The following is a 14,419-nucleotide window of genomic DNA, read 5'->3' on the forward strand; positions in this document are numbered from 1 at the left end:
TTTCGACCCTCTATATATCTACCCTATGGGGAGGCTTTTTCGCAAAGCATGTCTATGAAAGCGGCCTTAGCTTCGTTGTTCTATTATATAATTTAAAAGAATACTTACACGTTTATTAATTCTACCAACATAGAATTACATATCATTCACAATATATCAAAAGGTTTATAAACTATAAAACCTGACACACCTGACAATATTTTTCCTTTTCTGAAAACTTATATTAATACTTATCCTATATTAATAAACAGCACTCTATGTATAGATAAAATATACCGAACCTCATCGAAATCGTAGTTTTGCATTTCCTTATTCAAATCCATCCTAAAAAAATAGTAAATACCTGAAATTTGTATATTTTTGTATCTACAGAAAAAGTACTTATAACAGCCTAAAAACGTGTATAAAAAGTATTGATATAAAATCAAAAATAATCACCTCATGAAAAAGCTAATGTTACTTTTTGCCGCACTTATATTAGTTGCGGGTATTTCTGCGCAAAATTTGCAATTACACTTTGATGGACGTCATGGACTACACAGCGATGTAGCTCCACGCAATTACATTACAGCAACATTCGAAATGTTTAAGCCTGACAAATGGGGGTCGACATTCATGTTTGTCGATCTGGATTTTAATCAAAGCCGGGGAAATATCGGGACAATGTACCTCGAGATAGCCCGCGATATAAAGGTTGGAAAAAGCCCGATAATGGCTCATCTCGAATTTAACGGAGGTATAGGTAAAGCCGAAGATTTCGGTTTTTCCATTCCAAATGCTTATCTGGTAGGACCATCGTACAACCGAAACTTCGGATCGGTTAATATCGGGACATACCTTGTGTACAAATACAATGCATTCGAAAAAGTAAGTAACGATGTGCAATGGACTGTAACATGGGGAACAAATCTGCTGAACAATAAAATTACGCTGTCGGGATTCCTCGACTTGTGGACAGAAAATAAAAACAAGACACACAACAATGGCGACAGTGGTAAAAAAGTAATATTACTTACCGAACCTCAGTTCTGGTACAATGTTACACCTAATCTGTCTTTCGGCTCCGAAATAGAGATCAGTAACAATTTCTATACCAACTACAATAATAACGTATATGTGTGCCCCACATTAGCAGCAAAATGGAACTTTTAATTCTATAAATTATGATCGATAAAATTTTCAAGTTAAAGGATAACAAAACAACCGTAAGAAAAGAAATGATTGCAGGAATCATTACTTTCCTTACAATGTCGTATATACTTATTGTAAATCCTAACATACTTAGCGAAACAGGCATGGACAGAGCCGCCTTGTTTACAACCACGGCTTTGGCCGCTATAATCGGGACTTTATTAATGGCATTTTTGGCCAATCTGCCGATAGCTCAGGCTCCCGGAATGGGGCTCAATACTTTTTTTGCATTTACCGTAGTGCTAACAATGGGATATTCGTGGCAATTTGCTTTGACCGCCGTATTTATAGAAGGAATAGTATTTCTTATCCTCACGTTTTTTAATGTTCGTGAGATGATAGTCAATAGTATTCCTAAGGTATTAAAAGAAGCAATTCCCGTTGGTATTGGACTTTTCATAACCCTTATAGGATTGAAAAGCGCTGGAATTGTGGAGGCTGATCCGAATACAATGGTTAAGCTGGGCGATTTGGCAAACCATAGTATATGGATTGCATTTTTCGGTCTGTTTATCACCGGTGTATTATTAGCCCGAAACGTAAATGGAGCCATACTTATAGGAATTGTAGGCGCTACAATTTTTGGTGCGTTTTTCGGCGAAGTAAAATTACCCGAAGGAAATATAGTTGCATTGCCTCCGTCAATAGAGCCTATATTCGCTAAATTCGAATGGGATCACATCTTTACATTCGACATGTTGGTTGTTGTTTTTACATTCTTGTTTGTCAATTTGTTCGACACAATAGGCACACTTATTGGCGTAGCATCCAAAGCAGGCTTTATTGATAAGGATGGTAATTTCCCCCAAGTAAAGAGAGCCCTATTTGCTGATGCCTTAGGTACAACATTCGGTTCGATACTTGGAACCAGCACAATAACCTCGTATGTGGAAAGTGCTTCGGGAGTAGCTTCGGGAGGTAGAACAGGATTAACAGCCGTTAGTACTGCTTTGATGTTTGCTTTAGCATTATTCCTCGCGCCTGTATTTCTTATGGTTCCGGCAGCGGCAACAGCTCCTGCACTTATTATAGTAGGACTATTTATGATCTCGGCCGTAATCAACATTAATTTCGATGACATAACAGAATCGCTTCCGGCCTTCGTTACAATTTCTTTTATGCCTTTCACATATAGTATTGCGCAAGGTATTGTTTTTGGAATATTGAGCTATGCTTTAATAAAAGTATTTGCAGGAAAATATAAGGATCTCACTATTACAATGTATGTCATTTCTTTGTTGTTTCTCATTAAACTTGTGCTCGATGCTATGCATGTACTCGACAAGTAAATTTTCGCAACCCATACCTTTCAGATAAACAAAAGGAAGAAAATTTAAAATTTTCTTCCTTTTTTCTTTTATTTCAGACCAATAACCTTAGTGCTATTTTTTCATTACACGTTGAATATATGTACTTTTGGCTGTTTGAACCTTTATAATATATATTCCTGGTTGATAATTACTCATCGTTATTTCTGAATCTACATTTGATACCGAATTTACAACATTTCCGGTTTCACCATATATAACAACTTCTAAAATAGGACTAGAACTATCTATTCGTACATTATCGGTTACGACTGTCGGATAGATTGAACACGATTCTTTTACTTCTTCAATTGCTGAACTGCTACCAAATGCTTTTGTCTCCTGAGCTGACCTTGCTTGAACTACCGGAGTACGGCTGCCTGTTAACCACAAAAATCGAACTTTACTGTCTTTTGACATGCGCATTATATCAGCCACACTTACCGACGATTGCGGATTATCGAGAATATGCTGAACATACATTCCCCGAATAAAGCCCTTGGAAAGCTCAACATATCCGTCAGGACAAGATTCATTTAAGCCAAGTTTCAATATATCTACATCTTCGGGGTTTAACTGACCTTGATGCATACGCTCAACCAAAATATCGTCCATCATCATAGTACGTTCTTGCCAGTCTCTATAACCCCAATACTCGTCACTCTGCCAGCCGGGTTGCACTTTATATTCTGATAGAGGCTGATTAATATATAATTTATAACCCAGTTCTTCGTTTGTTAATTCTCGACACATACGTAAAGGAGACCACGAATAATCTTCCTTATACTCTATTCGGCTATATTCATTTATTATAAAGCGTGCATTTTCATTCGTAAAAATTGCTGCAACTTGTCCATAACCAATCAGCTCACCCTGATTCAAGGTGTACTTATTATATCCATACTTTGTTGTAACAGGCAATTCAACACCATTCACATGGGCGCGCCATCCTGTTGCAGTCCAATTAAATCCATATTTATTGGTATTCGGGTTACCTACATTGTTGACATGGAACCAATAAGGAGTATTCGCCATTTGTGCCAATTTTGGTGCATCAACATCATCATGAGCCCATGCCAAATATTGAAGAACGTCGTATATTCCACCATCACCACACATTGCTGCTAACTGTTTACAATCGCGAATAGAGGGTACATGCCAATTTTTCACCAATTTAGATGAACCTTCTCCCATTTTCCACGATGATGACACATTATTGCGGGTATTATTTGTATATGCTGTTCCATGAACATAATTATATTCTTCGATTGTAGTTCCTGTAGTCCAAAATGAAGGAAGCGGACTGGGAGCCCACTCAAACATTAGGTAACGGCTATGGATACTATCTACAAACTGTTGTGTAATGGCAAATTGACCAGGCTCTCTCAAATAAGAGTCCATCCAATAATATTCGCCAATCCTAACAGCATTATATTCTTCTCCAAATGTTTGTCCATCATTTGCTGTAAAATAAATGGATGTACTTGAAGGAACACGTGCCTCTATATTCAAAAAGTCTTTCCATTGATTAGCGGTTCCATATAAGCTAATAGAGCGATCGGGCACCAATAATTGACAAGTATTTTTATCTACATTTTTAAATACATTTGTTCCCAACGATGGAGGTGTTGGATTTTGACTATCAATCTCTATTAATTTAGTACAGCCACTAAATGCATCGCTTTCTATTCTTTGCACAGATGCAGGTAATAAGATTTCTTGAATATGTGCATTAATAAAAGCACGGACACCAATCTTTGTAGTGTTGGAGTTTAAATAAACACTACCTTGAAAGCAGCCAAATATAGCATTAGGAATCTCAGTCATGTTCAACGGCACAATGACATGGCTCTTACACTCTGCAAACGTACCCAAACCGAAAATCCTCACAGGAAAACTGGTCAACTCCAAATTTGATGAAAAATCCAAGACATTATTTTCCGTCAAGCTCTGTCTTGAAAAGGCATTCTGATGAATCTCACGCAAATGCGGACAAACACTAAAGTCTAATGAAGGTAATACCGAGGATGAAAAGGCTTCCTCGCCTATAACTTCCAAGGAAGAAGGCAAAATTAAACGACTGCTCCTGAATCCACTAAATGCCGACGTTCCAATATGAGTTATGCCCTTGGGCAACATGAGTTCGCTTGATGGTTGTGCTTTAATAAAAGCACAGGCTCCAATCTTTGTGGTGTTGGGATTCAAATAAACACTACCCTGAAAGCAGCCAAACATAGAATTAGCAATCTCAGTCATGTTTAACGGCACAATGACATGACTCTTACATTCTGCAAACGTACCCAAACCGAAAATCCTCACAGGAAAACTGGTCAACTCCAAATTTGATGAAAAATCCAAGACATTATTTTCCGTCAAGCTCTGTCTTGAAAAGGCATTCTGATGAATCTCACGCAAATGCGGACAAACACTAAAGTCTAATGAAGGTAATACCGAGGATGAAAAGGCTTCCTCGCCTATAACTTCCAAGGAAGAAGGCAAAATTAAACGACTGCTCCTGAATCCACTAAATGCCGACGTTCCAATATGAGTTATGCCCTTGGGCAACATGAGTTCGCTTGATGGTTGTGCTTTAATAAAAGCACAGGCTCCAATCTTTGTGGTGTTGGGATTCAAATAAACACTACCCTGAAAGCAGCCAAACATAGAATTAGCAATCTCAGTCATGTTCAACGGTACAATGACATGACTCTTACATTCTGCAAACGCGCCCAAACCGAAAATCCTCACAGGAAAACTGGTCAACTCCAAATTTGATGAAAAATCCAAGACATTATTTTCCGTCAAGCTCTGTCTTGAAAAGGCATTCTGATGAATCTCACGCAAATGCGGACAAACACTAAAGTCTAATGAAGGTAATACCGAGGATGAAAAGGCTTCCTCGCCTATAACTTCCAAGGAAGAAGGCAAAATTAAACGACTGCTCCTGAATCCACTAAATGCCGACGTTCCAATATGAGTTATGCCCTTGGGCAACATGAGTTCGCTTGATGGTTGTGCTTTAATAAAAGCACAGGCTCCAATCTTTGTGGTGTTGGGATTCAAATAAACACTACCCTGAAAGCAGCCAAACATAGAATTAGCAATCTCAGTCATGTTCAACGGTACAATGACATGACTCTTACATTCTGCAAACGCGCCCAAACCGAAAATCCTCACAGGAAAACTGGTCAACTCCAAATTTGATGAAAAATCCAAGACATTATTTTCCGTCAAGCTCTGTCTTGAAAAGGCATTCTGATGAATCTTACGCAAATGCGGACAAACACTAAAGTCTAATGCCGGTAATACTGAGGATGAAAAGGCTTCCTCTCCTATAACTTCCAAGGAAGACGGCAAAACTAAACGATCCATCACCTTGCCTCGAAAGGCACTAGCAGGAATAGTTCCATTGGTAATATTAACAGCCAACATATCCAAATCTTTTAAAGCCCTCATGCTTTTGATAGTTTGGAAATCCGTGGCATCAATTGTACCTCTTAACGTTAGGTTAGTTACTAAGTTTATATCGTCGCCCAACAAAGAAGATAACGTTCCTGCTGTAGAAACATCAATGGTTCGCGACACTTGTGCCCACATAGAAGAGCACATTAAAATGCTTAGAAAAACAATAAAGATTCTTTTTTTCATAAAATAAAATTTTAATTAGTGATTGATTTTCTAAAGCAGTAATTTTTCTAGGTATAGTAAAGATATCAATAAATAATATATCTACAATAACACATTAAAAGTCTGCTTTACCTAATAGATAAAAATCTTTATTTTTCTTAGCATATTTAACAAAAAAAAGATACTCCTGCACGAAGTATCTTTCACATAAAACCCTGTTGTAAAAACAGGTTATACTATTTCCACAATCAATAATCAGACCATAAACCGATTATTAGATCGGATAAAACTGTAATTTTACAATCTCCTTTTTATTATCTGAGTAATATCAACAAAGCTGAAAGCTTCTTTTAAAATTCTCAAAACTTCCGCATAAGCCGAAGTATATTCGTTAAGCTCTTCCTTTTGTTCTTTTACATCAAAAGGACGGCACTCCGAAGTTTCACTTTTGTGAGAATTTTCAATGTTGTAAATTTTCGCCATAACAAAATATTACTAATTATCTAACATACTGACACTTAAAACAAACAAAAAAAATAAAGATAGCGAAGAATTGACGTGTCTATAATTCCTAATTATTCTAGTTGTGTTTATTCAGTAAACAAATATAGAAAAAAATTGTTCTCGAAAAAAGTCAAAAGGAGCACAAAATTAATAAGTTGTAACTAATAATTTATTTAAAAAGCAAGCCCCACATTAAAGTTGACAAGCGATGCTGCAAAATCATGGGCAACATCAAACCTCCGTTGCAGCCCTCCCCCAAATACAAAATATTGTTTTCCTGCTTTAAATGCCATTTCAAGCCCAACTCTAAACCCAACATCAACGCTGGCATCACCCCCACCGGCATCTATAAATCCGATACCTTTAAAATTGGGAACTATAGTAAAAACCGGTCCAACCCTTAATGGTAGTTGAAGACCAGCTTGCATAGTAGAGGCAAAAAAATTCATTGTTTTTGTTTTATTTTGCGAATACCATCCCGATACGTTGTCATCGAAAACCTCACATGTTCCCCAACCGGCAGACAACCCCATTGTTACATAGGTATCCATAGAACGCTCCAGTAAAAGCGTATATGTAGTATAATCACCATCTTCACATATATCTGTATAACAAAAACTTATATTAGTCAGACTACCGTAATCCGAATCTATTATACCTCCACTATGTTGCCCAAAAACCACTTGTATTGTAGAAACAATACATAAAGCACCCAGTAAAAATCTCTTCATTTTCCTTGTTTTTTATATAATATGCAAGATAACATTTCTAAACAAATGACTAGCCCTAAATAATCGTTACATGTTTATAGGACTAGTCACAGAGCTTAACCCTTTTGTCAATTCATCTCAAGAACGACGATTGACTTAGCCGGTAATTTCACGGATAATTTACCATTTTTAAACTTAGCATCTTTAAACGATCGAGGTGCTACTAAATTTGGATTATCGTAAGTATTATGATCTTTGATGTCTTTAGATGTAAGTATACGTCCATTAACTTTCGATAGTTTCAGGTCTGAAAAATCAACAGTAATATTTCTTTCCGATATTAAATCAACATTCGTTAAAGTCAGATAAATTATACCATCTTTTTGTGAAGCCGATGCCGTAACAAACGGAACCTCACGCTCCCTTATTTCCTTTGTATCGGTTTCAATATCCAATGGCAGATAGGTTGCATCCTGATGTACTCTATACATATCAAATACATGATAAGTAGGAGTCAATGTCATTTTAGCACCATCGGTTAATATTACTGATTGAAGAACATTTACAATCTGCGCTATATTCGCCATCTGAATACGATCGCTGTATTTATTGAATATATTTAATGTCAGAGCAGCAACAAAGGCGTCGCGCATAGTATTTTGCTGATGTAAAAAGCCCGGATTAGTTCCGGGTTCAACATTAAACCATGTACCCCATTCGTCGACCATAAGCCCAATTTTTTTGCCCTTATCATATTTATCCATAATTTCCATATGCTTTAAAAGGACTTCTTCAATTTCCATACACTTACCTATAGTCCAGTAATATTCGTCATTATCAAACTCTGTCGCAAAACCTTTTTTTCCGTCCCCCCACGACTTAATAGTGTAATAATGAAGCGATAACCCGTTCATCTTATAGCCTACCTTTTTCATTAAAACATCAGTCCACGCCAGATTATAATCACTTGACCCACAGGCTATTTTAAACAACTTATTACCATCGAAATTACGACAGTATACTGCATACCGACGATATAGATCGGCATAATACTCCGGATGCATATCTCCGCCACAACCCCAACTTTCGTTTCCTATACCAAGGTACTTCACTTTCCAAGGCTTCTCCCTACCATTTTTACGACGCAAATTAGCCATCGGGCTATCACCGTCCGAGGTCATATATTCAACCCATTTGGCAAGTTCTTCAACGGTACCGCTTCCTACATTTCCACTAATATATGGCTCACATCCCAATATTTCGCAAAGATTAAGAAACTCGTGAGTTCCAAAACTATTATCTTCAACTACACCACCCCAATTGTTATTAACCATCTTAGGTCGATTTTCACGAGGACCAATTCCGTCCATCCAATGATATTCGTCGGCAAAACATCCTCCCGGCCAGCGTAAATTAGGTATTTGCAATTTCTTTAAGGCTTCCAACACATCGTTACGATATCCTTTTGTATTAGGGATAGACGAATCCTCGCCAACCCATATTCCTCCATAGATACAAGCACCCAGATGTTCGGCAAAATGGCCATAAATATGTTTACTTATTACTTGTTTTCCTTGTTCAGGATAAACTTTGATTGCTATCTCTTTCTGCTGTGCCCAAACTGAAGCAGAAAAGAGCAAGGTTGCAACAAAAAACAGTGTTTTTTTTCTCATAATAATTAAATTTAAATTAATTGATGGTTAATGTTATTTTACTTCTATTTCTATTTTTGCCGATTTTAAACCTTTTGCTTTAGCCTCAAAAATCAATTTACCAGACGTTCCTCCAGCCTGAACTATAGATGTTAGCTGACCGCTAAAAGCCGGCATTTTAGGCAAATGAAACAAGTCGAGGCTTGTTGGGTCTCCGTTTGCCGATGCCCTATATGTTCCGGCTCCAGCAACATTAAAGTTAATCATACGCCGATCGTTAGGACATAGATTACCGTCCTTATCCACTACCCTAACATTAATATAAGATAAATCTTTTCCGTCTGCCAATATCTGCGTGCGATCTGCTATTAATTCAATTTTGGCAGGTTTCCCTGCAGTACGAATAACTTTTTCGTCAACTGCCTTTCCCTGTTCATCAAAAGCCACAACCTTCACTTCTCCGGGTTGATAAACAGCATCCATCCACATCAGCCTATAACGGTTCTGTACTGCTGAGTTATTCTTTTTTTGAATGCCATAACTCTTTCCATTAATAAATAATTCGGCCGAAGGATAATTAGTATATACAAATATAGGAATAATTTCGCCTTCACGCCCTTCCCAATTCCAGTGAGGCAAAACGTGTAATGTACTTTCATTCTTATTCCAAACACTACGATATAGATAATAACGATCTTTAGGAATACTTGCCATATCAATAATACCAAACATTGAACTATGGTTAGGCCATGCATCCGTATCGTATGGCGAAGGTTCTCCAAGATAGTCGAAACCTGTCCAAACAAACTGACCCAAAGTCCACTCGTAATCATCGGCAAGAGCAAAATCTTCATCAGGAATATTTGACCACGAACAATACTCTAAATCGTACGACGAACTTTGATGATCGTCGTATAAAGCATCAGCTTTTTTCTCTACAGGAAATTTGTATACTCCTCTGGAACTTACTGTCGAACTAGTTTCGGAGCCTAAAACTAGATTTTGAGGTAACTTCTCATAAGCCTCAGCGTAACGATGCGACCGATAATTAAAGCCCGGAACATCGAGCATAGCAGCAAACCCATTACCAAGTACACACGACACCCTGTCCATTCCACATGTAACAGGACGAGTCGGATCTTCCCTGTGGCATATATCCTGTAAAAAAGAAGCGACTTTATATCCCTCATTGCTACATTGTGTTGGAACTTCATTTCCAATACTCCACATAACAACAGATGCATTGTTCCGATAATTCCGAAGCATATTAACCATATCCTTCTCAGCCCATTCTTTAAAAAACCGATGATATCCATTTTTACACTTGGCAATATCCCATTCGTCGAAAGGTTCTATCATCATCATGAAACCCATCTCATCGCAAAGCTGAACCAATTCAGGTGTAGGCATATTGTGAGCAGTACGAATTGCATCGCAACCCATATCCTTCAATAAAGTTAATTGACGACGCAATGCGGACACATTAATGGCCGCACCTAGAGGTCCCAAATCGTGATGATTGCATACTCCTTGAAACTTGCGATGCTTTCCATTGAGGAAAAAACCTTTATCTGCTATCAGTTTAATATCTCTGATACCAAAACGAGTAGTATATTCATCTTTCAACTCGTTTTTTACGTAAACTTTCGATACCGCTGTATATAAATAGGGTTCTTCGGGCGACCATAAACGAGGTTTCTCTACGATGAAATTTTGCTCGAAAGGCTTTCCATGGTTAATCTTTTGCGTATTATCCTTACTTACAACAAGTTCACCTTCAGCATTACGCACCTCTGTTACAATCCTTATATCCTGCCCCTTGCTATTTTCAATTTCAGTCTTTAGGTTTACTGATGCATAGGTTTCCGATACAAAGGGTGTAGTTATATAAGTACCCCATACCGGCACATAAACATCACTTGTAACAACAACATGCACATTACGATACAAACCTGCTCCGGGATACCAACGTGACGACTCCGGTTTATTCTCTAGCCTAACTGCAATTATATTACTCTTTCCATCCGGATTCAACAAATTTGTAACATCGCAATGAAACGAGTTATACCCAAAAGGCCAAAAGCAAGCCTCTTGTCCATTCACATACACACGAGCTTCACTCATTGCTCCATCAAACAATAATGTTACCCGCCTTTTATCCTTATCGAAATTTTCGACGTTAAATACATTACGATACCATCCAATTCCAATATATGGCAAACCACCGGTTCTTCCTGTTTTAACAGTTGGAATTTTCTCTCCATTCTGAACAACGGCAACATTCTGTAAATCGTATTTCCTGTCGAATGGTCCATATATAGCCCAATCGTGAGGTATTGTTACTTGTATCCAGGCCTTATCGTCATATTCTATATTCGAAGCTTTTTCATGATCGGAGTTACTAAACTTCCAACCCTTTTCGAGAGAAAAACGTTCTCTTACATTTTGGGAATTGATTGTAAATGAACAAAATAAACACAATATAAACGAAGTAAAAAACAGCTTTGGTTTAAGATACATATTTTCAGCACATTAGTTATACATGGATATAGACTTATTTATACTCGCAAATATAAAACTTAAGCTTTGCTTTATAAAGGTATTTTGTACATTTTTATGTAAATACATACAAAAACCGACTCGATGAGTCGGTTTTAATAATATATATAGATGTGTTAATAAGACCTAGCTTTAATAGGTCATTTTTTAATCTTCTAACAGTTTTTGCTTTGCCTCTTCAATTTCCTGTTTTGCTTTTTCCGACAATTTAGGGTATTCCGGTTTCAACTCCAATATTCTATCCCGAATTATTTTACCCACAGCATATCTCATAAACCATTTGTTATCGGCAGGTATTACATACCAAGGGGCATAATCGGTAGATGTTTCGGTTAGCATATCTGAGTATGCTTTCATATATTTATCCCAATAAGAACGCTCACTGAGATCGGATGCCGAAAACTTCCAGTTCTTAGTTTCATCTTCTAAACGGGCTATAAAACGTTTTTCCTGCTCTTCCTTCGACACATTCAGAAAAAATTTAAGAATTATTGTTCCTGTTTCGGAGAGATGACGTTCAAAATCATTAATTTGCCTGTATCGCCTACTCCAAAACTTCTTATTAATGTCTTTAGCCGATTTTACATCAGGTAGTTTAGCGTTTAATACAATTTCGGGATGAACTTTTGCAACCAACACATCTTCGTAATGCGAACGGTTAAAAATACCTATACGCCCGCGTTCGGGTAAGCTTTTATAAATCCGCCATAAGTAATCGTGATCCAGCTCTTCAGCCGACGGCTGTTTAAAAGAATAAACCTGACATCCCTGCGGATTAATACCCGACATAACATGTTTTATCGTCCCATCCTTCCCCGCGGCATCCATTGCCTGAAAAATAACTAATACAGCATAACGATCGTGAGCATATAATTTATTCTGTAGATCAGCTAAAGCCTCAATATCTTCAAGAAGCAGATCCTTCGCTTCCTTTTTATTAAGGTTAGCTGTATATGCAGTTTCAAAATCAGAGACTTTATGTTTGTCCCCGGGTTTTGCTATTATCTTGTCTAAAACTTCTTTTTTCATAACTATCTAACATATTAACCTTCAATAATGTTTATAAACTTCGAAGGTTTTAATAATTATGCAAAAAGTCTTATACGCCAAACTATTGATTACCCAAAACCGACTTCTAACAGCGAATACGACAGAGGGCTATTTTGTAAAGAAAAGAACTGATATCAGACAAAGCATTTATACCAGATCAGATATAAAATTTATAAATGCAATTTTTACCAGCCAAAGGCTTCTGCAGACATCCATTTACCCTGAGCTTTCATAACCTGCTCAATTACATCGCGGGCAACACCATCTCCTCCTTTTTTATGCGATATGTATTTCGCTACAGCTTTTATTTCGGGTGCAGCATCGGCCGGAGCAACAGGTAACCCTACTAATGACATTACCTGATAATCCGGTAAATCATCCCCAACGTAGACTATTTCTTCGGGCTTGTATCCTGTTAAAGCAATGTAGTCATTATAATCGTGGATCTTTACCGACGACTTCATATATATATGTCTTATACCTAAACGTGCAAAGCGCAAACGAACAGCCTCGGTATCTCCTCCTGTAATAATAGCTAGTCCGTAACCACTTTTGCCAGCAAGGTTAAGTGCATATCCGTCTTTAATATTTACCATACGCATAGGTACACCTTCGGGCGACAAGGGTATACAATCTGTAGAAAGAACCCCATCTACATCAAATATAAAAGCCTTAATTTTTGTCAGATCATAATTTATCGAACTCATATTTTCGGGATGTTTATTTGTTAGATTCGTTTATATCTTTGCTTACCAGCTTATATATACTACGCCTCAGGTCACTATCTATTAGCGCAATATGTTTATCCATTACCTCGGTATCAAACCGTATAGCCGGTCCGGTTTGAGCCTCACGAGGGCTCATTTGATGTATTTTAGCCAATGTTTCATCTATTAGCGGATAAACATATTCAAAAGGTACACCTGCCTTTTGAACAATATCTGCCGATATTGCATACATGTGATTTACAAAGTTACACCCGAAAACACCTGTCAGGTGCAAAAGTCTACGTTTTTCTGACAACAATTCCATTTGTTTATCTGATATGCGGACAAAAGTCGACATCAAAAAATGCAAAACTTCCGGAGTGTTTGCTTCAAAAAAAAACGGGATTTTTGAAAAATCGATTTCATGGTTCTTGCTGAATGTTTGAAACGGGTATACGACACCATAATTATTAGAATATCCCTCAAAGACAGATAGAGGGATACTACCTGCGGTATGTATCCATACCCCCTTATTTGGAGGTAAGGCAGCAATTAATTCAGCCAAAACGGAATCTTTTACTGAAAAGATATAAATATCCGCACCCCGATCAACATTTTTAATATTATTTACAGCCTCACTCTTTACCTTTTCTGCTAAAAGTTGTGCCGATTGAATTGTACGGCTGTATACTTGTTGAATTTCGAATCCATTTTTATACAACTCAATACCTAAGCGGGTAGCAAGATTACCTGCACCAATAAAAACAACTTTCATAAATATAGCCGTTATTTTCGGGATGTTAATACCATAATTAATCCTGCAACAATCAGAATAACAGGTATAAGCAGATTCGAGTAATTACGCATCCAACCAAAAAAGAAATTAGAGTTTATCAAAACACCTATCAACGTAAAAATAACTCCTATACTTTTTTCGGCTTTTGTACATAAAAATATAATACCTGCAATCAGAAAAAAGCTACCAATACTCATTAAAGTATACCCATATGGTATACGAGCCAATACACCTGTTTTATCGAGTAGTATAACAGTACCAAATGTAAGTATTGTTAAACCATATGCTAAACGATCGCCTGTTCCTCGTGCCATAA

11 protein-coding genes are annotated in these 14,419 nt (G+C 37.3%); 2 read left to right on the forward strand and 9 right to left on the reverse strand.

Annotation, left to right across the window (positions count from 1 at the left end; translation table 11 throughout):
- Positions 1-441 precede the first annotated feature (441 nt).
- Positions 442-1,152 carry a DUF5020 family protein gene (locus D0T53_RS03805; RefSeq protein ID WP_163265239.1) on the forward strand — a complete coding sequence of 237 codons (711 nt, stop codon included), beginning with the start codon at positions 442-444 and terminating at the stop codon, positions 1,150-1,152.
- 11 nt (positions 1,153-1,163) lie between these two features.
- Entirely contained in the window at positions 1,164-2,480 is a 1,317-nt protein-coding gene (locus tag D0T53_RS03810) for an NCS2 family permease (RefSeq protein WP_163265241.1), read from the forward strand.
- 93 nt (positions 2,481-2,573) lie between these two features.
- Here the strand turns inward: D0T53_RS03810 and D0T53_RS03815 are convergent, their stop codons facing one another.
- The 9 genes from D0T53_RS03815 to D0T53_RS03855 all read right to left on the reverse strand — a co-directional run bounded on the left by D0T53_RS03815 (position 2,574) and on the right by D0T53_RS03855 (position 14,417).
- Positions 2,574-6,146, reverse strand: coding sequence for a leucine-rich repeat domain-containing protein (locus tag D0T53_RS03815; RefSeq protein WP_163265243.1), 3,573 nt, complete (start codon positions 6,144-6,146; stop codon positions 2,574-2,576).
- 276 nt (positions 6,147-6,422) lie between these two features.
- Positions 6,423-6,608 carry a hypothetical protein gene (locus D0T53_RS03820; protein ID WP_163265245.1) on the reverse strand — a complete coding sequence of 62 codons (186 nt, stop codon included), beginning with the start codon at positions 6,606-6,608 and terminating at the stop codon, positions 6,423-6,425.
- A gap of 194 nt (positions 6,609-6,802) precedes the next feature.
- A complete protein-coding gene (locus D0T53_RS03825) occupies positions 6,803-7,360 on the reverse strand; it encodes a hypothetical protein (protein WP_163265247.1) in 558 nt (185 codons plus the stop codon).
- Positions 7,361-7,467: 107 nt separating this feature from the next.
- Entirely contained in the window at positions 7,468-9,012 is a 1,545-nt protein-coding gene (locus tag D0T53_RS03830) for an alpha-N-arabinofuranosidase (protein WP_163265249.1), read from the reverse strand.
- A 33-nt stretch (positions 9,013-9,045) separates the two neighbouring features.
- Entirely contained in the window at positions 9,046-11,511 is a 2,466-nt protein-coding gene (locus D0T53_RS03835) for a glycoside hydrolase family 2 TIM barrel-domain containing protein (RefSeq protein ID WP_163265251.1), read from the reverse strand.
- A gap of 186 nt (positions 11,512-11,697) precedes the next feature.
- Positions 11,698-12,579 carry a polyphosphate kinase 2 family protein gene (locus tag D0T53_RS03840; protein WP_163265253.1) on the reverse strand — a complete coding sequence of 294 codons (882 nt, stop codon included), beginning with the start codon at positions 12,577-12,579 and terminating at the stop codon, positions 11,698-11,700.
- Positions 12,580-12,785: 206 nt separating this feature from the next.
- A complete protein-coding gene (locus tag D0T53_RS03845; RefSeq protein WP_163265254.1) occupies positions 12,786-13,307 on the reverse strand; it encodes an HAD family hydrolase in 522 nt (173 codons plus the stop codon).
- Positions 13,308-13,320: 13 nt separating this feature from the next.
- The gene (locus D0T53_RS03850) at positions 13,321-14,082 is read right to left on the reverse strand and encodes a Rossmann-like and DUF2520 domain-containing protein (protein WP_163265256.1); all 762 of its coding nucleotides are present in this window, start codon (positions 14,080-14,082) and stop codon (positions 13,321-13,323) included.
- An 11-nt stretch (positions 14,083-14,093) separates the two neighbouring features.
- Positions 14,094-14,417, reverse strand: coding sequence for a hypothetical protein (locus D0T53_RS03855; protein WP_163265258.1), 324 nt, complete (start codon positions 14,415-14,417; stop codon positions 14,094-14,096).
- Positions 14,418-14,419: the final 2 nt, after the last annotated feature.

The sequence above is a fragment of the Dysgonomonas sp. 216 genome (assembly GCF_010501065.1).
GTDB lineage: Bacteria > Bacteroidota > Bacteroidia > Bacteroidales > Dysgonomonadaceae > QVMM01.

Excerpts from the sequence above, each read along its gene's own strand:
- D0T53_RS03805 (WP_163265239.1), top strand. The coding sequence starts at position 442 with ATGAAAAAGCTAATGTTACTTTTTGCCGCACTTATATTAGTTGCGGGT.
- D0T53_RS03810 (WP_163265241.1), top strand. The coding sequence starts at position 1,164 with ATGATCGATAAAATTTTCAAGTTAAAGGATAACAAAACAACCGTAAGA.
- D0T53_RS03815 (WP_163265243.1), bottom strand. The coding sequence starts at position 6,146 with ATGAAAAAAAGAATCTTTATTGTTTTTCTAAGCATTTTAATGTGCTCT.
- D0T53_RS03820 (WP_163265245.1), bottom strand. The coding sequence starts at position 6,608 with ATGGCGAAAATTTACAACATTGAAAATTCTCACAAAAGTGAAACTTCG.
- D0T53_RS03825 (WP_163265247.1), bottom strand. The coding sequence starts at position 7,360 with ATGAAGAGATTTTTACTGGGTGCTTTATGTATTGTTTCTACAATACAA.
- D0T53_RS03830 (WP_163265249.1), bottom strand. The coding sequence starts at position 9,012 with ATGAGAAAAAAAACACTGTTTTTTGTTGCAACCTTGCTCTTTTCTGCT.
- D0T53_RS03835 (WP_163265251.1), bottom strand. The coding sequence starts at position 11,511 with ATGTATCTTAAACCAAAGCTGTTTTTTACTTCGTTTATATTGTGTTTA.
- D0T53_RS03840 (WP_163265253.1), bottom strand. The coding sequence starts at position 12,579 with ATGAAAAAAGAAGTTTTAGACAAGATAATAGCAAAACCCGGGGACAAA.
- D0T53_RS03845 (WP_163265254.1), bottom strand. The coding sequence starts at position 13,307 with ATGAGTTCGATAAATTATGATCTGACAAAAATTAAGGCTTTTATATTT.
- D0T53_RS03850 (WP_163265256.1), bottom strand. The coding sequence starts at position 14,082 with ATGAAAGTTGTTTTTATTGGTGCAGGTAATCTTGCTACCCGCTTAGGT.
- D0T53_RS03855 (WP_163265258.1), bottom strand. The coding sequence starts at position 14,417 with ATGGCACGAGGAACAGGCGATCGTTTAGCATATGGTTTAACAATACTT.